Origin of the sequence: Stenotrophomonas sp. PE591 (assembly GCF_018320795.1) — a bacterium.
Classification (GTDB): domain Bacteria; phylum Pseudomonadota; class Gammaproteobacteria; order Xanthomonadales; family Xanthomonadaceae; genus Stenotrophomonas; species Stenotrophomonas maltophilia.
The window spans coordinates 161646-184996 of the sequence record NZ_JAAOKO010000003.1 but is presented as its reverse complement, the minus strand read 5'-3'; the positions used below and the strand labels follow the sequence as shown (position 1 = coordinate 184996).

16 protein-coding genes are annotated in these 23351 nt (G+C 67.0%); 12 read left to right on the top strand and 4 right to left on the bottom strand.

Features of this window, described 5'->3' with window-relative positions:
* The first annotated feature begins 619 nt into the window (after window positions 1-619).
* The 3 genes from JLDANKMP_RS10635 (at window position 620) to pncB (ending at window position 3639) form a co-directional block, all read left to right on the top strand.
* Complete coding sequence (locus tag JLDANKMP_RS10635; protein ID WP_005412209.1) at window positions 620-1471, top strand: glycosyltransferase; 852 nt, start codon at window positions 620-622, stop codon at window positions 1469-1471.
* Complete coding sequence (locus JLDANKMP_RS10630) at window positions 1468-2307, top strand: glycosyltransferase family 2 protein (RefSeq protein WP_212561065.1); 840 nt, start codon at window positions 1468-1470, stop codon at window positions 2305-2307. The genes JLDANKMP_RS10635 and JLDANKMP_RS10630 overlap by 4 nt, the downstream gene beginning before the upstream one ends.
* Before the next feature lie 153 nt (window positions 2308-2460).
* Window positions 2461-3639: a nicotinate phosphoribosyltransferase gene (pncB, locus tag JLDANKMP_RS10625; RefSeq protein ID WP_005412211.1), complete on the top strand. Its 1179-nt coding sequence runs from the start codon at window positions 2461-2463 to the stop codon at window positions 3637-3639.
* Between the two features lie 10 nt (window positions 3640-3649).
* Here the strand turns inward: pncB and JLDANKMP_RS10620 are convergent, their stop codons facing one another.
* Window positions 3650-4015, bottom strand: coding sequence for a hypothetical protein (locus JLDANKMP_RS10620; protein ID WP_005408037.1), 366 nt, complete (start codon window positions 4013-4015; stop codon window positions 3650-3652).
* A 459-nt stretch (window positions 4016-4474) separates the two neighbouring features.
* Here JLDANKMP_RS10620 and JLDANKMP_RS10615 point away from each other — a divergent pair, with 459 nt between their 5' ends.
* The 8 genes from JLDANKMP_RS10615 (at window position 4475) to JLDANKMP_RS10580 (ending at window position 18130) form a co-directional block, all read left to right on the top strand.
* On the top strand, window positions 4475-5014 hold the full coding sequence (locus JLDANKMP_RS10615; RefSeq protein WP_005408038.1) for a fimbrial protein: 540 nt from the start codon (window positions 4475-4477) through the stop codon (window positions 5012-5014).
* 85 nt (window positions 5015-5099) lie between these two features.
* Window positions 5100-5828: a molecular chaperone gene (locus JLDANKMP_RS10610; protein WP_212561064.1), complete on the top strand. Its 729-nt coding sequence runs from the start codon at window positions 5100-5102 to the stop codon at window positions 5826-5828.
* Between the two features lie 92 nt (window positions 5829-5920).
* On the top strand, window positions 5921-8485 hold the full coding sequence (locus JLDANKMP_RS10605; protein ID WP_212561185.1) for a fimbria/pilus outer membrane usher protein: 2565 nt from the start codon (window positions 5921-5923) through the stop codon (window positions 8483-8485).
* Complete coding sequence (locus JLDANKMP_RS10600; RefSeq protein ID WP_212561063.1) at window positions 8476-9510, top strand: fimbrial protein; 1035 nt, start codon at window positions 8476-8478, stop codon at window positions 9508-9510. Before JLDANKMP_RS10605 ends, JLDANKMP_RS10600 begins: the two co-directional genes overlap by 10 nt.
* Window positions 9511-9777: 267 nt before the next feature.
* Window positions 9778-10962 carry a UDP-N-acetylglucosamine 2-epimerase (non-hydrolyzing) gene (gene wecB, locus JLDANKMP_RS10595; protein ID WP_212561062.1) on the top strand — a complete coding sequence of 395 codons (1185 nt, stop codon included), beginning with the start codon at window positions 9778-9780 and terminating at the stop codon, window positions 10960-10962.
* Window positions 10959-13160, top strand: a complete 2202-nt coding sequence (locus JLDANKMP_RS10590; protein ID WP_212561061.1) for a hypothetical protein — start codon at window positions 10959-10961, stop codon at window positions 13158-13160. Before wecB ends, JLDANKMP_RS10590 begins: the two co-directional genes overlap by 4 nt.
* A gap of 6 nt (window positions 13161-13166) precedes the next feature.
* On the top strand, window positions 13167-15314 hold the full coding sequence (locus tag JLDANKMP_RS10585; RefSeq protein ID WP_212561060.1) for a glycosyl transferase family protein: 2148 nt from the start codon (window positions 13167-13169) through the stop codon (window positions 15312-15314).
* Complete coding sequence (locus tag JLDANKMP_RS10580) at window positions 15311-18130, top strand: hypothetical protein (RefSeq protein ID WP_212561059.1); 2820 nt, start codon at window positions 15311-15313, stop codon at window positions 18128-18130. Before JLDANKMP_RS10585 ends, JLDANKMP_RS10580 begins: the two co-directional genes overlap by 4 nt.
* Here the strand turns inward: JLDANKMP_RS10580 and JLDANKMP_RS10575 are convergent.
* From JLDANKMP_RS10575 to ettA, 3 genes are all read right to left on the bottom strand, one after another.
* Complete coding sequence (locus JLDANKMP_RS10575) at window positions 18124-19128, bottom strand: DUF4434 domain-containing protein (protein ID WP_212561058.1); 1005 nt, start codon at window positions 19126-19128, stop codon at window positions 18124-18126. The genes JLDANKMP_RS10580 and JLDANKMP_RS10575 overlap by 7 nt on opposite strands.
* A 195-nt stretch (window positions 19129-19323) precedes the next feature.
* Complete coding sequence (locus JLDANKMP_RS10570; RefSeq protein WP_005408048.1) at window positions 19324-20640, bottom strand: NCS2 family permease; 1317 nt, start codon at window positions 20638-20640, stop codon at window positions 19324-19326.
* Window positions 20641-20803: 163 nt separating this feature from the next.
* Window positions 20804-22468: an energy-dependent translational throttle protein EttA gene (ettA, locus tag JLDANKMP_RS10565; RefSeq protein ID WP_005408049.1), complete on the bottom strand. Its 1665-nt coding sequence runs from the start codon at window positions 22466-22468 to the stop codon at window positions 20804-20806.
* Between the two features lie 252 nt (window positions 22469-22720).
* Between ettA and JLDANKMP_RS10560 the strand changes: the two genes are divergently transcribed.
* On the top strand, window positions 22721-23194 hold the full coding sequence (locus tag JLDANKMP_RS10560; protein ID WP_212561057.1) for an RcnB family protein: 474 nt from the start codon (window positions 22721-22723) through the stop codon (window positions 23192-23194).
* Window positions 23195-23351 lie beyond the last annotated feature (157 nt).

Sequence of the window (23351 nt, the reverse complement as noted above, 5' to 3'; positions counted from 1 at the left end):
ACCCACAGGCCGGCCCAGCCGCTAGCGGCTGGGCGTTCGGGCGCTTACGAAGCAGTGCTTCGCAAGCAAAGCGCCCTCACCCCTGGGGGCTCGATGGCGCCATCCATGGCGCCAACGGTCCTCTCAACCCACACCGCCCCACCGTCTGACAGATCCCCGCGGCTGTTGGTAGGTGTCGACCTTGGTCGACACGATCCACGCCATGCGTGGATGACTCTCCATCGAAATCGAATATTTCGATATCTGTGAGATCTGAGCCGAGCATGGCTCTGCTCTACAGAAGAGCAGGCAGGTCGCGGAAAACTGTCGAAGGCGGGGTGGGTCCGGTTGCGGGGGCGTGAGCCGCATGGATGCGGCGACCGAGCTTACATGGGTGAGGGCGCTTTGCTTGCGAAGCACTGCTTCGCAAGCGCCCGAACGCACAGCCGCCAGCGGCTGGGCCGGGCCCCGGAAGGGGGACTTGCAGCGTCCCCGCAACCGGACCCACCCCGCCATCCCACGGATAGCCGGCTTCTGCTGTTGCTTCGGCTTCGGCTCTGGCCTGAGGCGGGTGCCGGGTGCAACCCGGCCGATACCCTCCCGGTGCTAGGCTGTGGCTAACGACAACCACGGAGGCGGGATGGGGGCGATCGTGTTGTTGCCGCTGTGCGTGGACGATGCCGCGCTCGACCGCTGCCTGGCCGCACTGGATGCCGGCACCGCGCCGGGCACCGCGGTCTGGTTGGCCGACGATGCGCAGACCGGGCCGCGCGCGCAGGCGGTGGTGGAACACTGGTTGGCGCATACGCCACTGCAGGCCGAGTACACCCGCCGCGCGCGGCCGCTGGGCGAGGTGGCCCACCTGGACGAGATGTTGCGCGCCTGCGATGGCATGGACGTGGCGGTGCTGGCACCGGACAGCGTGCCCGCGCCGGGCTGGCTGCAGCAGCTGCAGGACACCTTCGCCCGCGATGCCGCCATCGCCACCGCAACCCCGTGGTGCAATGCCGGCGAAACCGCTGCGTGGCCACGGCTGGGCGAAATCAATCCCGAACCCCATGATCCGGCCCTGCTGGCGCATACCTGTGCCACATTGCCAACCCTGCACCCCGAGCTGCCGTCCGCAGTCACCCATGCGGTGCTGGTGCGGGGCAACGCGCGTCGACGTGCCGGGGGCCTGGACGTGGACAGCTACGCCGGCTGGAACGCGGCGCTGGTGGACCTGAGCCTGCGCATGGCCGGCCTGGGATGGCGCAACGTGCTGTGCGAGACCGCCTTCGTCAGCCGGGCGGGGGAGGCAGTCAGCCGTGACGGCGATCTTGAAGCGCTGGCCGCGCGCTGGCCGGGCTGGGTGCCTCGGTTGGCGGACTTCCTGATGCACGACCCGCTGCACGGGCTGCGTGCCGACCTGCAGCAGCGCATGCGGCAGGCGATAATGCCGAAGGAACAGGGCGACCTGTTCGTTCCTTCCGCGCCGGAGCCACCCGTTTGAATGTTGCCATCGCCGCCATCGTCGTCACCTACCAGAGCGGCAGCACCATCGATGCCTGTCTCTCCCGTCTGCGCCAGGCGCGGGACGTGGCCGAAATCCGGGTGATCGACAACGGCTCGATGGATGGCACGCTGGATATCGTGCAGCGCCATGCCAGCCACGACCCGCGCGTGCGTTTCGTCGGCAATCCGGACAATCCCGGCTTTGCCGCCGCAAACAACCAGGGGGTGGCCGATTCGCGCAGCCCGTGGCTGGCCTTCATCAACCCGGACCTGATGGTTGAGCCCGATACTCTGGCCGAGCTGCGCAGCCGTGCCGAACGGTTGGGGGATTGCCTGCTGGGTGTCGAACAGCTGGACGAGCATGGCCATGCCGACGAGGCCGTGCGCCGTCGTGATCCGGATTTCCTGTTGATGCTGCGTTCGCCCGGCAAAGGCTCGAAGCTGTCGGTCCCGCGCGATCCGCAGCAGGCGCTGCAGCGGGTGCCGGCGTTGTCTGGCGCGCTGCTGCTGATGCCGCGTGCGCTGTTCGACCGCATCGGTGGCTGGGACGCCGGCTATCGCCTGCACGCCGAAGACCTGGATCTGTGCCGGCGCGCGCGCGAAGCGGGGGCGGTGGTGGCCATCGCCAATGACCTGCAGGTTACCCATGTGCGCGGTGTCTCCAGCCGCTCACGGCCGTTCTTCGTGGAATGGCACAAGCACCGGGGCCTGTGGCGCTATTTCCAGAAGTTCGAAGCGAAGCAGCGTTCGCTGCCGGTGCGTGTTGCGGTATGGGGCGCGATCTGGGCCCACGCCCTGATGCTGGTGCCGCGCCTGCTGCGCAGGTCGTTGTAGAACCGGAAGGGCATCCACGCATGGCGTGGAGCTACCAATGCCGTTCCGCGGAGAGCCGAGCCCACGCTCGGCTGCATGGATAGGGTCATCCACGCATGGTGTGGATCCACTGGCCGCGCCCCGGTTCACCCTGCTGGGCGCATAATCCGCCCCATGCCTATCATCCAGTCCCTGCTCGACACCGACCTGTACAAGTTCACCATGATGCAGGCGGTGCTCCACCAGCACCCCGGTGCCCAGGTGCAGTACCGGTTCAAGTGCCGCACGCCCGGCATCGACCTGGCCCATTACATCGACCAGATCGACGAAGAGATCGACCACCTGTGCAGCCTGCGTTTCAGCGACGCGGAGCTGGATTACATGCGTGGCCTGCGCTTCGTGAAGCCCGACTTCGCCGATTTCCTCGGCCTGTTCCACCTCGACCGCAAGTACATCCAGCTGCGCGCGTCGAAGACCGTGCCCGGCGAGATCGAACTGGACATCACCGGCCCGTGGCTGCACACCATCCTGTTCGAAGTGCCGCTGCTGGCGATCATCAACGAAGTCTGGTTCCGCAACACCACCACGCCTGACTTCGCCGAAGGCGAGCGCCGCCTGCAGGCCAAGGCCGCGCTGCTGCGCGATACCCCCGGTTTCGAACAGTGCCGCATCGCCGACTACGGCAGCCGTCGCCGCTACTCGCGCGACTGGCACGCGCGCCTGCTGCCGCTGCTGCGCGATGCACTGGGCCCGCAGCTGGTCGGCACCAGCAACGTGCACTTCGCCCGGCTGTATGGCATGACCCCGCACGGCACCATGGCCCATGAGTATCTGCAGGCCTTCCAGGCGCTGGGCCCACGCCTGCGTGACTCGCAGGTGGCGGCGCTGGAATCGTGGGCACGCGAGTATCGCGGCGACCTCGGCATCGCGCTGTCCGACGTGGTCGGCCTGGATGCGTTCCTGCGCGACTTCGATATGTACTTCTGCAAGCTGTTCGACGGTGTCCGCCACGATTCGGGCGATCCGTTCGACTGGGGCGACCGCATGCTGGCGCACTTCCAGCAGCGCCGCGTCGATCCGCGCAGCAAGGTGCTGGTGTTCAGCGATGGGCTCGACATCGCCAAGGTCATGCGCCTGTACGACTACTTCCGTGGTCGCTGCCAGGTCGCGTTCGGCGTCGGCACCCACCTGACCAATGATCTGGGTCCGACGCCGCTGAACATCGTGATCAAGATGGTCCGCTGCAACGGCCAGCCGGTGGCCAAGCTCAGCGATTCGCCGGGCAAGAGCATGTGCGACGACCCCGGCTACCTGGCCTACCTGCGCCAGGTCTTCGAGCTGCCGCCGGCGTAAACACGTCGGCTTACAGGTAGTCGACCACCACCAGGTAGGCGCCCTGCAGCGGCTGCTGCTTCGAAGCCTGCACGCTGTAGCGCTCGGAGAAGGCGATATCGCCGGCGCGCATCGCGCTGGCCGACACCGACAGCTTCTGCCCCTGGCGCTTGCCGTCGCGCAGCGTCGCGGCTTGGCCATCGGCCAGCGCCGTCACAGCCACCGTCGAGCCCTTGGCCGACGGCGGGCAGGCCGCCAGGCTCAGCTCGCCCTGGGACAGGTTGGTCATGCAGCCCGGCTCGGCGATACGGCCGCTGAAACGAATGCTGCCGCTGCTGGCCTGGGCCAGCGCACTGACGGACATCAGGGCCACGCACAGCAGAAGGGAGGTTCTCATGACACGTTCTCTGGTTCGGTGTGTCCTAGTTAGCGACAGGTTCGATCCGTCTTTAATAGGACGATTCCGAATCTGCTAGGGCCATCACCAACAAAGAGTGATGCGCATCAAATAAGGTGATTTCCACCTTAAAAAGGCCTGTTTCCGCGCATGCCCAACGCGCCACTAGGTGCGTCATGCAGGGTCGTTTGTGGCCTGATCCGGCCCCCGTCAAATCCCTTGCGCTCCCCCAACCTCGATTTCGCCTAACACGTCACATTTGAGGCGTCAATGAATTGGCGTTCAGAAAAATAATGAGACTTTCATCACAGTTGTGCCTATACTTGCGTCACGGATTCAGGGGAAGGTATGTCCGAGTCCGGCCACAGGTGAGACGCAAGGATGGGTCTTGATAGCCCGGCAGTGCTCCTTGCTTCCTCCTCTACTTCTCATCTCTTCAGTAGGGTTAGGTAAAAGCGAATGCACAAGATCAACCTCATTGCCGCTCTGATGCTGGCCGCCGCTCCGCTGGCCGCCAACGCCGCCGACGGCACCATCACCTTCAACGGCAAGGTGACCGACAAGACCTGCACCATCTCGACCCCGGGCGGCAAGGACTTCGCCGTCAACCTGCCGACCGTGTCCAAGAACACCCTGGCCACCGCCGGTGCCGTTGCCGGTCGTACCCCGTTCGCCATCAACCTGACCAAGTGCAGCGCCGGCAACGTCGCGACCTACTTCGAGCCGGGTTCGACCGTCGACTTCAACACCGGCCGCCTGCTGAACCAGGCCTCGGCCAACGCTGCCACCAACGTGCAGCTGCAGCTGCTGGGCTCGAACAACCAGGTCCTGCCGATCAAGGCTGCCGGCGCTGGCCTGGCCCAGACCAACTCGCAGTGGGTCACCGTCGGCACCGACGGCTCGGCCGACCTGAACTACTACGCTGAGTACTACGCCACTGCCGCCGCCACCCCGGGCGACGTCACCAGCAGCGTCAAGTACACGATCATCTACAACTGATCGTAGCCGTACCCGCACTGGCCGGCGTACGCGCCGGCCAGTGCATCGCGGCCCCTGGCCACATATCTCGAGCGTAGTACTTCCGATGAAAGCATTCTTTCCCCGGGCGCTGCTGCTGGCAGCGTTCACGCTGCCCTTCTGCCAGAACGCTCTGGCCGGCGTGGTGGTCAATGGCACGCGAGTGATCTATCCGGCGCAGGCGCGCGAAGTCACCGTGCAGGTCGACAACGTGGGCGATTCGCCGGCGCTGGTGCAGGCCTGGATCGACAGCGGCGACGCCAACCAGACCGCCGATACCAGCGATGCCCCGTTCGTGCTGACGCCGCCGATCGCGCGTGTCGAGCCGGGCCGCAGCCAGGCGCTGCGACTGATCTTCTCCGGCGCGCAGCTGCCGACCGACCGCGAGTCGGTGTTCTGGCTCAACGTGCTGGATGTGCCGCCGTCCCCGGACAACGCTGACAGCGGCGAACAGAATTACCTGCAGGTCGCGTTTCGTTCGCGCCTGAAGCTTTTCTACCGGCCGCAGGGCCTGAAGGGCGTCGCCAACGACGCACCGGCAGCTCTGCGCTGGACCCGCAGTGGCGACCGCCTGCGGGTGGAAAACCCGAGCCCCTTCCACGTCACTCTGGCCGAAGTACATGCCGTGACCGGCAGCAGTGAAAAGGCCGTCGAGGTCAAGGGCGCGATGGTCGCGCCGAAGCAGAGCCTGGAGTTCGCCGCACCGGCGGGCACCGACCAGGTCCGCTTCATCACCATCAACGACTACGGCGGCCGGGTGGAACACACCATCCGCCTCGGCAGCACCGGGGGCTGAACGCGCCGCGCCGGCCCCTGGCCTGCGCATCCCGCCACCGCCGCTGTGCGGCGAATTGAAGGAATGTCAGTGTGATCGGAAACAGATTGACATTGTCGATCCATCAGGCGCTTTGCCTGTTGGTTGCTGGCGTGGCCTGCCCAGGATGGGCGCTGGCTGCCCCGGCCAATCTCGGCGAACAGGCGCTCATGGCGCAGAGTGGTGCGGCCAATGCGCGTGCACCGGAATCGGCCCAGTTCAACTCCAGCTTCCTGTCTGGCCAGGCCAAGCAGGTGGACCTGGCGGCCTTCAGCAACGGCAACCCGATGGTGGCCGGCAACTACCGTGTCGACGTCTACGTCAACGGCGCCTGGCAGGGCCGTCGCGATCTGCAGTTCAAGGCCGATGCGCAGGGCCGTGTCGACGCCTGCCTGCCGCTGCCGATGCTGGAAGAAATGGGCGTGGACAGCGAGGCCGTGCTGCTGCAGCAGGATCCGTCCGTGCCCACCGACAAGACCAGCTGCGTGCCGGTCCAGCAGCGCATGGCCAACGCCTATGGTGTCTATGACAGCGGCAACCTGCGCTACGACCTGAGCATCCCGCAGGTGTTCCTGCGCCGCGAGGCGCGTGGCTACGTCAACCCGGCGCTCTGGGACCGTGGCATCAATGCCGGTTTCGTCGGCTACAGCTTCAATGCCATCGACAGCGAAAGCCGCGTCGAAGGTGGCCAGCGCAACCGCAGTGCCTACCTCGGCCTCAACGCCGGCATGAACCTGGGTGGCTGGCAGTTCCGCCACGATTCGAACCTGACCTGGTCCGAGGGCGACGGCCGCCATTGGCAGAGCATCGCCACCTATGCGCAGCGCGGCATTCCGCAGGTGCGCGGCATGCTCACCATCGGTGAGGCCTACACCACCGGTGAACTGTTCGATTCGATCGGTTACCGTGGTGCCAGCCTGGCCAGCGACGACCGCATGCTGCCCGATTCGCTGCGCGGTTACGCGCCGGTCGTGCGCGGCATCGCCGAGACCAATGCGCGCATCGAAGTGCGCCAGAACGAGCAGCTGATCTACTCCTCCACCGTGTCGCCGGGCAGCTTCGTCATCGACGACCTGTACCCGACCGGTTACGGCGGTGATCTGGAAGTGAGCGTGATCGAGGCCGATGGCCGCCGCCGCGAATTCAAGGTGCCGTTCGGTTCGGTGCCGCAGATGCTGCGCGAAGGCGTGTCGCGTTACTCGCTGACGGCTGGCCAGGTGCGCAACAAGCTGCTGGCCGATGAGCCGTGGCTGGTGCAGGGCACCTACCAGCGCGGTATCGGCAACCAGCTGACCCTGTACGGTGGCAGTGCACTGAGCGATGGCTACCTGTCGCTGCTGTACGGCGTCGGCCTGTCCACGCCGGTCGGCGCATTCGCTGCCGACGTCACCCATGCGCGTACCTCGTTCGATCACTACGGCAACCACACCGGTGCCAGCGTGCGCTTGAGCTACAGCAACATGATCGGCGAGACCGGGACCAACCTGACCCTGGCCGCCTACCGCTATTCGACCGAAGGCTTCTACAGCCTGCAGGACGCGTTGTACGGCCGTGATTCGGACAAGCGCGGCATCGATCCGACCACCCGTGGCCGCCAGCGCAGCCAGTTCCAGGTAACGCTGAACCAGCCGCTGGGCCGTCGCGGCGGTGCGCTGTACGTGACCGGTTCGGTGCGTGACTTCTACGACCGTTCCGGCACCTCCAAGCAGTACCAGGTGGGCTACAACAATGCCTGGCGTTCGGTGAACTACGGCTTCTCGGCGCTGCGCACCGAAGAGGGCGTGCTGGGCCGTTCCGACACCCAGTACCTGTTGTCGATGAGCGTGCCGCTGGGTCGTGGTTCCCACCCGGTGTCGTTCAGCGCCGATCTCGGCGTGCGCGACCGCGGTGGCTACGACAACAGCCGCGTCGGCATCACCGGTTCGGCCGGTGTCGACAACAACTTCAGCTACGGCGTGGCCCTGTCCGATTCCCGCGAAGGTGGCACCACCGCGGTCGGCAACGCCGAGTACCGCAGCCGCTACTCCGCGTTGAACGCGACCTACAGCCACTCGCGCGATTTCCGCCAGGCTTCGGTCGGTGCCAACGGCAGCGTGGTCGTGCATCCGGGCGGCTTCACCTTCACCCCGCAGCGTGGCGACACCATGGTGCTGGTGGAAGCGCCGGGCGCACGCGATGCGATCGTCAGCAACGCCCCGGGCCTGCGCGTCGATGGCCGCGGCTACGCGGTGGTCCCGTACGTGTCGCCGTACCGCCTCAACACCGTCACCCTCGACCCGCAGGGCATGGCCCACGACGTCGAGCTGGAAAGCACCAGCCAGTCGATCGCGCCGTTCGCCGGTGCCATCAGCTACCTGCGCTTCGATACCCGCAAGGGCAACGCGCTGCTGATCCAGGTACGCAACCCGGATGGCCGCACCATGCCGTTCGGTGCGCAGGTCAAGGATGAGCAGGGCCAGCCGGTGGGCATGGTCAGCCAGGGTGGCCGTCTGTACGTGCGCAGTGAAAAGAACCAGGGCAGCCTGCTGGTGGAGTGGGGCGCCGGCGCCGACCAGCGCTGCACCGTCGATTACCAGGTTCCGGCGGGCGCCGATGCGTCCAGGACCGGCTTCATTCCGCTGGAGGCAACATGCCGATGATCTCTTCCCGTGGCCGCAAGGCGCTGAGTGCGGCGGCCATATTGGCTGGTATTGCCGTGGCCAGCCCGGCGTTGGCGACCTGCTACATCACCCAACAGGGCTTTGTCGCGCAGGACGTGCAGATGGACATGGGGCAGATCGTAATCCTGCCCAGTCTGCCCGTCGGTGGTGTGATCAAGGAGCTGATCGTGCCTATCAACCAGCGCGACAGCATCGGTTACTGCGATCGCTGGGGCGGTAGTGCCAATGGCCGTTTCGTCAACGCCGCGCAGCAGAACGCGGTCCCGGGTTTCAGCAACGTCTATGCCACCGATGTAGCCGGGGTGGGCATTCGTGTCTATCGTGATTCGGGCACCATCCAGACTTACTACCCGCATACCCTGCAATTGGGGGGCAGCCGGACGTTGACCCTCAACGGTGGCCGCTTCCGGGTGGAGCTGATCAAGACCGCCGCGCAGACGGGCTCGGGCATCATCGCGCCTAACGGCCGCTTCACCACCTATTATCTCGACGGCGACGGCCCTGGCCGTCCGGAACTGACCTCGACCTTCAAGGGCTCGGGCACCACCGTGGTCAGCCCGACCTGTGAAGTGCAGGCCGGCAGCCGCAATATCGCCGTCGATTTCGGCAGCGTGCCCAACACTACCTTCACCGGTGTCGGTTCCAAAGCCGTTGACCGCGATTTCGAGATCCGCCTGAACTGCCAGGGCAGCAATGTCGCGCAGTACCAGAGCAAGATCGGCATCCGCCTCGATGCCGATCAGGACAGCTCGAACATGCCGGGCGTGCTGAAGCTCAGTGCGGCCACCAACAGCGCCACCCGCATCGGCATCCAGATGGTCCAGCGCGATGGCACCACCGAGCGCGAAGTGCGCTTCGGCCAGACCGTCAATGTCGGTACCACCACCCCCGGCACCAGCACGATGACCTTGCCGCTGCGCGCCCGCTATGTGCAGACCCAGGCCGGCACGGTCGGTGCCGGTGTCGCGAACGGCCAGGCCACCTTCACCATCCAGTACGAGTAAGGCGGCCCCAGGCCGCAGCCACTGCTGCGTTCCACCGCAACGTCGCCCGTGACACGGGCGGCGTTGACTGCGTCTTGATCTTCCAACGATGAAGATCAATGCCACGACGCGCGTACCATCATTCGAATGTGATGTACGTCGCGATTTTGGAGTCTCCTCATGAGGTGACCGTCTCCTGCCTGCGGGTATTGGACGGGAACGCCGAAAGGATCCAGACGTGGCTACAGCTCCTGGCATTTCCCCGCACCGGCTGTACGGAGCGCTGCGGTGAAGGTCCTGTCGGTGTTCGGCACGCGACCGGAAGCGATCAAGATGGGGCCGCTGGTGCGGGCCCTGGCCGAGGCTGCGGACATCGAATCGGTGGTCTGCATCACCGGCCAGCACCGGGCGATGCTCGACCAGGTGATGTCGCTGTTCGAGATCACCGCCGACCATGACCTTGATGTCATGGTGCCCAACCAGACCCTCAATGGCCTGTGTTCCAGGCTGTTCGAACGGCTTGACGCGCTGTACACGCAGGTTCGCCCGGACCGGGTGCTGGTGCACGGTGATACCACCACGGCGATGACCGCGGCGCTGGCCGCGTTCCACCACCGCATTCCGATCGGTCATGTCGAGGCCGGACTGCGCACCGGTGACATCAACCGGCCGTGGCCGGAGGAAATGAACCGGCGGGTGATCGATGTGGTCGGCCACCAGTTGTACGCGCCCACGCCCAGCTCGCGCGCCAACCTGGCCGGTGAACACCTGGGCGGGCAGATCCTGGTCACCGGCAACACCGTCATCGATGCCCTGCAGCAGACCGTGGAGCGCCTGGATGCCGACCCGGCGCTGCGTGCGCGGGCTGACGAACCCTTCCACATGCTTGACCCCGATCGTCGCCTGCTGCTGGTCACCGGCCACCGCCGCGAGAGCTTCGGGCAGGGCTTCGAGGACATCTGCCGTGCGCTCGCTGAACTGGCACGGCGGCCGGACCTGCAGGTGCTGTACCCGGTGCATCTGAACCCGAACGTGCAGGGCCCGGTCAACGCCCACCTCGGCCATCTCGACAACGTGCACCTGGTGCCGCCGCAGGACTACCTGCGCTTCGTGCGGCTGATGCAGCGCGCCGACGTCATCCTCACCGACTCCGGTGGCGTGCAGGAAGAGGCACCGGCGCTGGCCAAGCCGGTACTGGTCATGCGCGACGTCACCGAACGCCCGGAGGCGGTCGAGGCCGGTGTGGTAACGCTGGTCGGCACCGCGCCCTTGCGCATTGTCGAAGCTGTCAATGCGGCACTGGCACAACCACCGCACCCGACCCACTTCGATCCCGACGCCAGCCCCTACGGCGATGGCCGTGCCAGCGCGCGCATCGTCGCCGCCCTGCGTGGCACGCCGCTTCCCGAATTCTCGCCCGGCCTCCGCAGCAGCGGCGCCGTCCACCCCCATCCACGCGAAGTGACGCCATGACCCAGACCGGCCGCTCTCCCCTGTTTGCATCCGCCGCCGCGTTCGTCCTGTCGGGCGTGGTTGGAAGTGCCCATGCCGCCGACAGCGTCGCCGGCCAGTTCGCCGAGTGGAGCGGTGACAGCACGGTCAGCCGGCAGATGACCCTGCGCGAACTCGGTTTCCGCCAACCGCTGGTGCTCAGCGGGCAGGAGAGCCAGCGCGAGATCTACCTGCCGGTGCCGGCCGGTGTCGCCACCCGCGATGCGCAGCTGCAGCTGGACGGGCGCTACGTGCGCGGCCATGCCGGGCGCACTTCTGGCCTGTGGTCGGTCGATGGCGATCCGATCGCCGCACGCTCGATCACCGACGCACAGGGGGACGCCAGCCAGCTGCTGGCCATCGATGGCGAACCCCGCCAGAACGGCTTCGTGCGGGTCGGCGTCGGCTGGTGGTCGATCGTGTCCGACTACCAATGTGCCGACCAGAGCGCGCCGGCCAACGTGCTGCGGCTGTCGCCGGACTCGCGCTTCAGCTACCGCTTCGACGGCCGCGCCGTGGACACCGTGGCCAAGGCCTGGGGCGCGCTGCCCCCGCAGGTGCGCCTGCTGGTGGATGGCAAGGCACTGCAGGCGCCCGCCTACGATGCGGCCTGGCGCATCGGTACCGCATTGCAGGCCGGTGGCAAGCAGGTGCAGGTGGTGGCGCTGCCCAAAGTCGGTGACAGCGTCGACCTGACCGGCATCAGCATCCCGGCCAGCCTGCAGGTCGTGCCGGCCTATGCCGCGCTGGCCACCGGCGAGCGCGCGCATGCGATCAAGGATCTGGCCGAAGTGGGGGCACTGCTGTCGCTGCGTGACAGTGGGCCGCTGGCCGCCGAGGTGATGATCGGCAGCGACGCATTGCGCGCAGGCGTGCGCACGGCACTGGATGCGCTGGCCGCACAGGTTGCCACCGCTGGCGCCGACGCGGGCACGGCGTTCGCTGCGTGGCGCGGTACCGACATGGGTGGCCTGGAAAAGCCCGCGGCCAATGCCTCGGTCAGCGTGGTCGCAGTTGCCGGCCGCCCGACGCTGGTGGTCGACCAGGCGGCGGCAGGCAAGGTCGCCGGATTGTTCGCCGAACAGTGGCGCAGTTACGCGCTGGGCCGCAGCCTGCAGGTCAGCCAAGCGGGAACGCCGAAGCTGGACGGTGACCAGGTGCTGCTGAGCCGACTCGGCAACATCGCCGGCACGATGGATGTCGTGACCCGCGCGGACCGCAGCGCCAGCTTCGACCTCGGCGCGTTGTCGGCCGATGGGCGCCTGCCCGAGGAGGTGGTGATCGACGTCTCGGCGGCCCCCAATGCGGGCGGGCAGGGCGCGGTGGCCACGATCCATTTCAACGATTACCTGCTGGGCGGCAAGGTGCTGTCGGCCAACGGCCAGCCGCAGCGGCTGGTGGCCAGGGTGCCGGCCTACGCGCTGTCGGCACGCAACGAGATCCGCGTCAGCTTCCTGCGCCAGCCGGCACGCCCCTACTGCCACGATCCGGCCACCGCGTATCCGGTCTCGATCCTGCCCAGCAGCCACCTGACCCTGGCCAAGCGTTCGCTGGGCAGTGACTTCGTCGGTGCCAGCAGCCAGCTGTCACGGGGCAACCAGATGTTCGTGCCCGCTACGTGGCTGCAGGACGCGCCGGCATCGCTGCGCAAGGTGATCGCGGTGGCCAGTGCAGTGGGGGCCTCGCCAGAGGCGTCGGAGCTGAAGGTGGTCGATGCCGGTGCGGCGGTCAGCCCGGGTGCGCCGTGGCTGGCTTTCGGTGTGGCGCCGTCGGGTGTCGATGTGGCCGGCCTGAAGGACGGCCACCTGCTGATCGGCGGGAAGCCTCAGCCGCTGCTGGATGTCAGCGGCCTGGATCGCTCCGCGGTGGTGCAGGTCGGCACCTCCGGCGGCCAGCTTGGCGTGCTGTACAGCGATCTGGGTGCACAGGCACCGTCGTTCGGCGCACCGTTCCGGCTGCTGCGCGGTGATCTGGCGGTGCTCGACGGCAGTGATGCCGTGCGCGAGTTCGATCGCCAGGATCCTTACGGGAGCCGAGCTGCCCAGGATGGCAATCCACAATCGAAGTGGGAACGGCACATGGTCTGGTTGCTGCTGCTGGTCGGCGTGATCGTGTTCGCGCTGCTGGCCGCCCGCGTCACCCAGGTGCGCCGCCGCAAGTCCGCCAACACAGGGCACTGATCCACCGTGGACGGTCTGTTCTGGAACATCCAGCTGGCCAACTACTATGCCGCCCTGGAAACCACGGCGGCGGCGGTGGCCGTGCTGATCCTGATCTCCAGCCTCGATGATCTGTTCATCGACGTCTGGTACTGGGTGCGCGAGAGTTGGCGCGCGCTCACCATCAAGCGCCGCGAAGCGTACCGGCCGCTGACCCAGGAAGACCTGATGCAGCGGCCGCAACAGCCGCTGGCAATCATGGTGCCGGCGTGGATGGAGTACGACGTCATCGCGCAGATGGTGGAGAACATGATCAACGTGCTCGACTACCGCGAGTACGTCGTGTTCGTCGGCACCTATCCCAACGACCAGCAGACCATCGATGAAGTCGAGCGCATGCGCCGCCGCTACAAGCGCCTGCGCCGCGTGGAGGTGCCGCATGACGGGCCGACCAGCAAGGCCGACTGCCTGAACTGGCTGATCCTGGCGATCTTCGATTACGAGAAGCGCCACGACATCGAGTTCGCCGGCGTGATCCTGCACGACAGCGAGGACGTGCTGCACCCGATGGAACTGCGCTTCTACAACTACCTGCTGCCGCGCAAGGACATGATCCAGCTGCCGGTCACCTCGCTGGACCGCGAGTGGTACGAACTGGTGGCCGGGGTCTACATGGACGAATTCGCCGAATGGCACGCCAAGGATCTGGTGGTGCGCGAGAGCGTGTCCGGCATGGTGCCGTCGGCCGGTGTTGGTACCTGTTTCTCGCGGCGAGCGCTGCTGGCGTTGAGCGCGCAGACCGACAACCAGCCTTTCAACACCGACAGCCTCACCGAGGATTACGACGTCGGTGCGAGGCTGGCAGCCATGGGCATGCAGTCGATCTTCGCCCGCTTCCCCGTGCAGTTCCGCGTGCGCCGCCCATCCTGGTTCGGCTGGGGGCCGGTGCGCGAGCGCACCCAGCAGATGGCGCTGTGCGTGCGCGAGTACTTCCCCGACAACTTCCGCGCGTCGTACCGCCAGAAGGCGCGCTGGGTGCTGGGCATCGGCCTGCAGAGCTGGGAGTCGCTGGGCTGGCGTGGCTCGCTGGCTACCAAGTACCTGCTGGCGCGTGACCGAAAAGGCATCATCACCTCGTTCGTCAGCATCGTCGCCTACATCATCTTCCTGCAGCTGCTGCTGTTCTGGCTGTTGAAGATGACCGGGCTGTGGACGATGCAGTTTCCCAGCGTGTTCCAGGCCGGTACCTGGCAGATGAATGTCGCGCTGCTGACCACCGCAGCGCTGGCGACCCGGGTCGTGCAGCGCTTCTACTTCGTCAACCGGTTGTACGGCTGGGAGCACGCGCTGATGTCGATCCCGCGCATGGTGGTCGGCAACATGATCAATTTCATGGCCACCGCCCGTGCCTGGAAGGTGTTCCTGGCCTACCTGCTGTTCGGCAAGCGCATGGTCTGGGACAAGACCATGCACGACTTCCCCGATGCGGCGCAGCTGGTGCAGACCCGCAAGCAGCTCGGTGAGCTGTTGACCACCTGGCAGGCGGTGGAACCCGAACGCCTGCAGCAGGCGCTGGAGCAGCAGCAGGCAGGCCGCCAGCAACCGCTGGGCCGCATCCTGCTCACCCAGGGCTGGTTGGATGATGAAACGCTGGCCGAGGCCATCGCCTTCCAGGGTGACCTGCCACGCGCGGTGATCGACGTGGACTACCTGCGCGCCTGCCAGTTCCCGATCAGTGCCGATGCCTGCGTGCAATGGCGCATGCTGCCGCTGCCGCCGCGCCAGGAAGGCACCCTGCGGCTGGCCGTGGCCAGCCCGTTGCCCGAAGACGCGTTGGCCCTGCTGAAGCAGGAAACGCGCAGCAACCACATTGAACAGAGTATCGCCCGCGAAAGCGAGATCAACGCCGGCCTGCGGCTGATCGGTGGCGACCGGCAATGGCAGCTGGACAACGTGCCCCTGCTGGGCGATCTGCTGGTGGAAATGCGCCTGATCGATCACGCACGCTTCGAGATCGCACTGGACGACTACATGCCGCAGCGCGACGGCCGCATCGGCGACTACCTGGTCAAGCAGGGCATCACCACCGAAGAGGCTGTGGCCCAGGCCATGCAGGAGCAGCGCCGGCGTGCGGCCACGCTGCAGTCACCGCCTCCCGGAGCCTTGCCGGCATGAAGACCACGCTGCTTTCCACCGTCATCACCGTGGCATTGGCCACGGCCGCCGCGCCGGTGCTGGCACAGACCGATGCACCACTGCCATTGTCCGGTGCCGCCTACCGCATCGCCGAGCAGGCGTTTGCCGCCTATGAACGTGGCGATTACCCCGCGGCCTACCGGCAGTCCAGCGAAGCGATCCGGTTGCGCCCGGACGTGGTGCGGCTGCGCCTGCTGCAGATCTATGCGCTGCAGAAACTGGGGCGGGGTGCCGAGGCGCAGCAGCAGGCACGTCGTGCACTGGATGCGGGGTTGGAGGATCCGGCCTTGCCGGCGCTGGCCGCTGCGCCCAGGACGAGCACAGGTGCGGCGCGTACCGGAGCGGTACCGCATGCACCCGCAACGGTGACCGACCGCAATAGCCGGCAGGCCTATATGCTGGCAACCGAAGCCTATGCGGCCTACGACGCCGGCCAGATGGGCGTCGCCGCCAGCAAGGCCGAGCAGGCGTTCCGGCAGCAGCCGCAACAGGGCGCATGGGCGCTGCTGTGGGTGGCGGCGCTGGAGGCACAGCAACAGCCCGGACAGGCCGACGCCGCCATCGGTACCGCGCTGCAGCTGGGCGCACCGAATGTCGAGGAGTTGCGCGCGCGGCGGGTGGCACTGGGCCGCCAACGCGCGCTGCTGCTGGCCCAGCAGGCCTATCAATCGCTGTCTGCAGGCGAGAATGCCGCCGCCATTGAGCAGGCGCACGCTGCCGTGGAGCTGGCCCCCGACGTTGCTTCATACCGGTTGCTGCTGATCACCGCGCAGCTGCAGGGCGATCAACTGGCCGACGCTGAGCGCAGTGCCGATCAGGCGTTGCAGGCCGACGGCCAGGATCTCAATGCACGGGTGATGCGCGGCTACCTGCGCCAGCGCCAGGGCAATACCGTGCTCGCCAATGAGGACTTCGACACCGCACTCGCTGCGCCGGGGTCAGCAATGCAGCAGCGCAACGTGCGCCTGCTGGCGGTGGATGCGGCGCTGGCCGCAGGCGATCGGTTGCGCGCAGCTGCACTGCTGGCACCGTTGCAGGCGGCGGTACCGGCAGGTGAAGGCGATGCACGGTCACAGCAGCTTTTGCAGCAGGGCATCGAGCAACGCAGCCGGGCGATCCGCTCCAGTCGCGAGCTTCCCCGCATCGGTGCCGAAGCGTACCTGGCACCAGTCCAGCACTGCCAGTCCGTTGACAGCGGCAGCGTCTGCGAGCTGATGCCGGCCGACCTGCAGGGCGATGGTGGTGCCGCACAGCGTGCCTACGCTGCCTATGCGCGCCAGGATTACGCCGGTGCCATCGGTGAGGCACGGCAGGCCGTTCAACTCGCGCCGGACGACGCGAACCTGCAAGGCCTGCTGACCACCACGCTGGCGGCGGGCAACCGTGCCCAGCAGGACGAAGCGCGGCAGCGCCTGGATGCGGCACTGGCACAGCACCCTGATGACGCGGGGGCGCTGATGCAGCGCGGCTACCTCAACCAGAAGGCCCATGAGCCGGCGCGCGCACTGGCCGATTTCCGTGCCGCCGAGGCCACCGGCAAGGCACCGAAAAGCGTGGTGCTCGACCAGGCCTACGCCAGCGCAGCCAACGGCGATCATCCACAGGCGGTGACGCTGCTGCGTAGCGCCATTGATCGCGCCGATGCCGGTGAGCTGCCACTGGATGAGCGCCAGCGCTACAACGTGCGCAATGCCATCGCCAATTACTCGCGCGAGTGGGGCGTGATCGCCTCGGCGGGTTTCCGTGGTGCGCGCCAGGCGGCGACCAATGTCGGCGGTGCAGCGATCAGCACGCCGGGCGATTCGGTGTTCAGCACGCTGGAGGCGTTCTGGCGGCCCCCGGCCTTCAACGACCAGCATGGCACGCTGGAACTCTACGCACGCCTACTCGACACGCTGTACGACGAGGGTGGCACTTACGAATCGATCCGCGCGGTGGACCCGTGCACCGGCGAATCAACGCCGGATGCGCGTGCACGCGCCGAACGCCTCAGCCATTCGCGTTCCACCACCGGCTGGCCGTCCACCATCGCTTCGTTCGGCATGCGCTACGCCTTCGGCCAGACCGGCCTGAGCGCCGGCATTGAGCGCCGCCAGTTCCTCGGCAGCGCAACCCGCCAGGGCGAGGTCTACCCCGCATCGGCGGCCGTGCAGTGCCGCCTGCAGCTGGCCCGGAACCCGCCACTGGAAGCCAGCACGCTGGCCCGCTACCGCTTGGCCAGCGGTTCCGGTGGCTGGATGTCCTACCTGACCTATGGCTATTACCACGGCACCGATCTGCGCACCGACGTCAACCAGTGGTGGATGGTCAGCGGCTACGCGCAGGGCGGCTATACCTGGGATGACAACAGCGCGCACTTCACCCTCGATGCACTCGATGCCAATGGCGCGCCGGTGCGTCGAATCGGCGATGCCAACGGGCGCCTGCATCGCGAACAGTGGTTCGCAGCCGGTGAACTACGCGCCGGCCGCAGCTTCCGCTTTGGTGCCGGGCAGACTCATTGGGTGGTCACGCCGTATGTGGTTGTGGGAGCGGACTGGCTGGACCAGCGCTCGCGGGTGCGCGACATCCGTTACCCGCTGTTCCCGGCGCAGTCGTTCACGCTCAACGATACGCAGCGCAGTTGGTCACTCGGCGCAGGGCCAGGCGTGGGCGTGCGCTACTGGTTCCGCGAGGACCACTACAACACGCCGCGTTCCTACCTGGACCTGACCGTGCAGTACCGCTTCGCCATCGGTGGCGGCGATACGCAGCGCGCCAAGGGCCTGTTCGCCACCGCGATCCTTTACTACTGAGCCAGCCCCCAGCGCCGCCGCAGCGCGGCGGCCTGCGGTGTGTCCTGGGTCAGCCATGGCTCCAGCGCATAGACCAGCACGTGCTGTGCGCCGCTGCCGCGTGCCCATGCCAACTGCCGCTGGACGCGTGCGGCATCGGCCGTTTCGCCCTTGAATCCGCTGCCATCAGCGGCGCTGCCAGGCAGTTCGCGGAACAGTTCGACGATCGCATCGAAGCTGATGTCGTGTGCGTGGAAATGATCGAGCAGCGGTTGCAGCTGCTGCACGTTGCCGGCACCGGCCACCCCCACGCCATCCTGCACCATCGGCCGCAGCGTGGCCTGTGCCAGCACCGCCTGCCACAGCGTGACCAGGTTGCCGTCGGTCTGCAGGCGGCTGAAGTAGCAGGAAATCGCACAGTCGCCGCCGCGCGCGCTGGCGGCCTGCACCAGCCCGTGCAGCCATTGCGCCAGCCACTGCTGGCGGGCCGGGTCAGCCCAGTGGTACTGCTCCAGTTCGTAGGGCAGGTACCAGCCCTCGAAGGCCGGCTGCTGCGCCCAGGGGGCCTGTGCCAACCAGTTGCGTGCATGCGCGAGGCTGTCGGCCAGGAACGCCTGCAGCGTGGCGTCGTCGGCAGCGATCGCCTGCCACCAGCGTTGCTGGAAGGGCAGGCCGACGCGGATGCGGATGTCATTCTCGCTGGCGGCGGTGAACAGCTGCTGCAGGCTGCCGTCGGGCAGCGACCAGTCGCCGTCGCTGCCACCGACGATGCCGGTCCACTGCAGCACCAGCTGCCGGCAGCCCAACGTACGTGCAAGCTTCAAGGATCGCTGCCAGTCGGCCAGGCCCCACTGCAGGTGGCTGCGCCACGGCTGCAGGAAGGTGCCATCGACCTGCACCGGCAGCGAGCAGCCGGGCAGGGTGGCGAAAGTAGCGGCCAACGGCGCCAGCACCGCCGCGCGCAGCAGCCGGCGGCGCAACGGCGAAGACGGATCCGCGGGAAGGTCAGGCCGAACCATGCCCGCATCATCCCAGAGCGCCGTGCGTGGCGGGTGAACCCCGCGCCTGGTAGTGCCGGCCGCTGGCCGGCATCGCGCCCAAGGTGGCAGGTGAATCAACACCCGGTAGTGCCGGCCGCTGGCCGGCATCGCGCCCCGGATGGCAGGTGAATCACCATCTGGTAGTGCCGGCCGCTGGCCGGCATCGCCTACCGCTTATTCCAGCGCGTAGCGCAGAGTGAACAGCACCGCCACCAGCCATACCGCCGGATGGACTTCGCGCCAGCGCCCGGTACCCGCCTTCAGCGCGGCATAGGCGATGAAGCCGAACGCCAGGCCGTTGGCAATCGAGTAGGTGAACGGCATCGCCAGCGCACACAGCGCCGCCGGCACCGATTCGGTCAGGTCGCTCCAGTCCACTTCCACCAGTTCGCGCAGCATCAGGCCGGCCACGAACAGCAGCGCGGGCGCGGTGGCATAGCTGGGCACCATTGCCGCCAACGGCGAGAACAGCAGCGCCGCCAGAAACAGCGCCGACACCACCAATGCGGTCAGGCCGGTACGGCCGCCCACCTGCACGCCGGAGGCGCTTTCGGCAAAGGCCGTGGTGCTGCTGGTGCCGAGCATCGAGCCCGCCACGATGGCGGTGCTGTCGGCAAGCAGCGCGCGGCCGAAACGCTTCTGCGCGCCCGGCAGCTTCAGCAGGCCGGCACGGCCGACCACGCCGTACAGCGTGCCGGTGGCATCGAACACCTCCACCAGCACGAACACCAGCACCACCTGCAGAAGTACTGCGATGGGTGCGCCGCCGTCATGGTGCAGCAGGCCCGGCAGGTCCAGCTGCAGGAAGGTGGGTGCAAGGCTGGGCGGCAGCGAGACCAGGCCCTGGTACTGCACGTCGCCCAATGCCCAGCCAGCGCCGGTCACGGCCAGGATGCCGATCAGGATCGCACCGCGGATGCGGCGCGCTTCCAGCACCGCGATCAGCAGGAAGCCGGCCAGTGCCAGCAGCGGCGGCGCCGTGTTCAACGGGCCCAGCGCCACCAGTGTGTCTTCATTGCCGACGATCACGCCGGACTTCTGCAGCGCGATGATCGCCAGGAACAGGCCGATGCCGGCCACGATGGCCGAGCGCAGCGATGAGGGAATACCCGATACCAGCCACGCGCGTACTCCGGTCAGCGACAGCACCAGGAACACCAGGCCTGAGATGAACACCGCACCCAGTGCCTGCTGCCACGGCAGGCCGGCGGCGCCGACCACGGTGAAGGCGAAGAACGCGTTCAGGCCCATGCCCGGCGCCATGCCGACCGGGAAGTTGGCGGCCAGCGCCATCACTGCCGAACCCAATGCGGCGGCCAGGCAGGTGGCCACGAACACTGCACCCGCATCCATGCCGGTGGTGCCGAGGATTTCGGGGTTCACGAAGACGATGTAGGACATCGTCAGGAAGGTGGTGACACCGGCCAGCAGCTCGGTGCGCACGGTGGTGCCGTGCTGCTGCAGCTGGAACAGGCGCTCGAACAGGGACATGGGGCTTCTCGCGACAGTAAGGTGTCACGACCAACGGTCGTGACCTACCCGAATGCAGAACGTGGGTACCGACCGTTGGTCGGTACGCTTCAAAGCGTCACCACCAACGGTGGTGACCTACCGAAAGGAGAAAGGCCGCGCGAGCGCGGCCTTTCCGGTTGCCTTACTTCAGCGCCTTGAAGCGCAGGCGCTTCGGCGCGGCGTCGTCGCCCATGCGGCGGCGCTTGTCTTCTTCGTACTCGCGGTAGTTGCCCTGGAAGAACTCCACGTGCGAGTCGCCTTCGAACGCCAGGATGTGGGTCGCGATGCGATCCAGGAACCAGCGGTCATGCGAAATGACGAAGGTGTTGCCCGGGAACTCCAGCAGCGCATCTTCCAGCGCACGCAGGGTTTCGATGTCCAGGTCGTTGGACGGTTCGTCGAGCAGCAGCACGTTGCCACCCTGCAGCAGGGTCTTGGCCATGTGCAGTCGGCCACGCTCACCGCCGGACAGCGAACCAACCATCTTCTGCTGGTCCTGGCCCTTGAAGTTGAAGCGGCCGATGTAGGCGCGCGACTGGATCTCGATGCCGTTGATGTTGAGGATGTCCAGGCCGCCAGCGATTTCCTGGAAGACGTTGTGGTTGCCTTCCAGCGCGTCGCGGCTCTGGTCCACGTAGGACAGCTTCACGGTCGGGCCGACCACGATCTCGCCGGTATCCGGCTTTTCCTGCCCGGTGATCATCTTGAACAGGGTCGACTTACCGGCACCGTTCGGGCCGATGATGCCGACGATGGCACCGGCCGGCACCAGGAAGCTCAGGTTGTCGAACAGCAGGCGGTCGCCGAACTTCTTGGAGACGTTCTTGAATTCCATCACCGCATTGCCCAGGCGCTCGCCCGGCGGGATGAAGATTTCGTTGGTCTCGTTGCGCTTCTGGTAATCGACCGACTGCAGCTCTTCCAGGCGGGCCAGACGGGCCTTGCCCTTGGTGCGGCCGCCCTTGGCGTTCTGGCGCGACCACTCCAGTTCCTTCTGGATCGCCTTCTGGCGGGCCTTTTCCTGGTTGTCTTCCTGCTTCAGGCGCTCATCCTTCTGGGTCAGCCAGTCGGTGTAGTTGCCCTTCCACGGAATGCCGCGGCCGCGGTCAAGTTCCAGGATCCACTCGGCGGCGTTGTCCAGGAAGTAGCGATCGTGGGTGACCGCCACGACGGTACCGGTGTAGCGCGCCAGGAACTGTTCCAGCCATTCCACCGACTCGGCGTCGAGGTGGTTGGTCGGTTCGTCGAGCAGCAGCATGTCCGGCTTCTGCAGCAGCAGGCGGCACAGGGCCACGCGGCGCTTTTCACCACCTGACAGCTTGCCGACGATGGCATCCCACGGCGGCAGGCGCAGCGCGTCGGCGGCCACGTCCAGCTGGTTTTCCAGCGTGTGTGCGTCGCCAGCGGCCAGGATCGCCTCCAGGCGCTCCTGTTCCTTGGCCAGCGCGTCGAAGTCGGCGCCTTCCTCGGCGTAGGCGGCGTACACCGCTTCCAGCGCGGCCTGGGCCTGCAGCACTTCGCCCACGCCTTCCTCGACCGCTTCACGCACGGTCTTGGTCGGGTCCAGTTCCGGTTCCTGCGCCAGGTAACCGACCTTGATGCCCGGCTGCGGGCGGGCCTCGCCCTCGAAATCGGTGTCCACGCCGGCCATGATCTTCAGCACGGTGGACTTGCCGGCGCCGTTCAGGCCCAGCAGGCCGATCTTCGCGCCCGGGAAGAAGGACAGCGAGATGTCCTTGATGATCTGCCGCTTGGGCGGGACCACCTTGGACACGCGGTTCATGGTGTAGATGTATTGCGAGGACATGCGGTCTCCGTAGGCGCGGCCCTGCGCCCGACCCGTCACGGGTAGATCCCGTTGCGGCAGCGGGCACAGACTGAAATGGAATACCGCCAATTATAGCCGGAACCGGTTCCGGGCCGCTCCCGGGAGGCGCCGCCGGGCTGGCTATCGCCTGAATGCTCGGTCACAGTCCTGCAGCGGGAAGCGTTTCCAGCCGGAAACGGTTCAGATCGGTTGCGCAATATGGGCTCACCACCCACCAAGCAGAGGTCTGACATGCGCATCAATCGAGTAATGGCCAGTGCCGTGGCCTCTGTGCTGGCACTGGGCGCCGTGGCCCCGGCATTCGCCGACAACGACCATCGCCGCGACCACGACCGCCGTGAATGGCGCGAGGATCGCCGTGAGTGGCGCCAGGACCGCCGCGACTGGGAGCGCGACCGCCGCGAGGCCCGTCGCGACTGGGAACGCGACCGCCGCGACTGGCATCGCGACCATGACCGCTACTACCGCCCGGCACCGCCGCGCGTGGTCTATCGTCCGGCCTACGGCCCGGGCTATGGCTGGAAGGTCGGCCACCGCTATCGCGACTACTACCGCGGCCCGGTCTACGTGGTGAACGACTACCCGCGCTACAACCTGCGTCGCCCGCCCTACGGGCACCAGTGGATCCGCGATGACCGCGGCAACATGCTGCTGGTAGCCATCGCCACCGGTGTGATCGCCCAGTACGTGCTCAGCAGCCGCTGAGGATCGCGGCCGGGGTCGGATCCCTGTCCATCGGAAAGGGCTCTGACCCCACAACATCCCTCGAAACCATACGGGGCCGGATTCCTTCGGGAATGCCGGCCCCGTCCGTTTCGGCCCCAGCGGGCCAGTGCGGGGCTACAATCGAGGGCTGAGCCGT

Coding starts and splice junctions, on each gene's coding strand:
- pncB (WP_005412211.1), top strand. CDS start 2,461: ATGCCTATCATCCAGTCCCTGCTCGACACCGACCTGTACAAGTTCACC.
- JLDANKMP_RS10600 (WP_212561063.1), top strand. CDS start 8,476: ATGCCGATGATCTCTTCCCGTGGCCGCAAGGCGCTGAGTGCGGCGGCC.
- JLDANKMP_RS10610 (WP_212561064.1), top strand. CDS start 5,100: ATGAAAGCATTCTTTCCCCGGGCGCTGCTGCTGGCAGCGTTCACGCTG.
- JLDANKMP_RS10570 (WP_005408048.1), bottom strand. CDS start 20,640: ATGTCCCTGTTCGAGCGCCTGTTCCAGCTGCAGCAGCACGGCACCACC.
- JLDANKMP_RS10590 (WP_212561061.1), top strand. CDS start 10,959: ATGACCCAGACCGGCCGCTCTCCCCTGTTTGCATCCGCCGCCGCGTTC.
- JLDANKMP_RS10620 (WP_005408037.1), bottom strand. CDS start 4,015: ATGAGAACCTCCCTTCTGCTGTGCGTGGCCCTGATGTCCGTCAGTGCG.
- JLDANKMP_RS10615 (WP_005408038.1), top strand. CDS start 4,475: ATGCACAAGATCAACCTCATTGCCGCTCTGATGCTGGCCGCCGCTCCG.
- JLDANKMP_RS10580 (WP_212561059.1), top strand. CDS start 15,311: ATGAAGACCACGCTGCTTTCCACCGTCATCACCGTGGCATTGGCCACG.
- JLDANKMP_RS10560 (WP_212561057.1), top strand. CDS start 22,721: ATGCGCATCAATCGAGTAATGGCCAGTGCCGTGGCCTCTGTGCTGGCA.
- JLDANKMP_RS10635 (WP_005412209.1), top strand. CDS start 620: ATGGGGGCGATCGTGTTGTTGCCGCTGTGCGTGGACGATGCCGCGCTC.
- ettA (WP_005408049.1), bottom strand. CDS start 22,468: ATGTCCTCGCAATACATCTACACCATGAACCGCGTGTCCAAGGTGGTC.
- JLDANKMP_RS10575 (WP_212561058.1), bottom strand. CDS start 19,128: ATGGTTCGGCCTGACCTTCCCGCGGATCCGTCTTCGCCGTTGCGCCGC.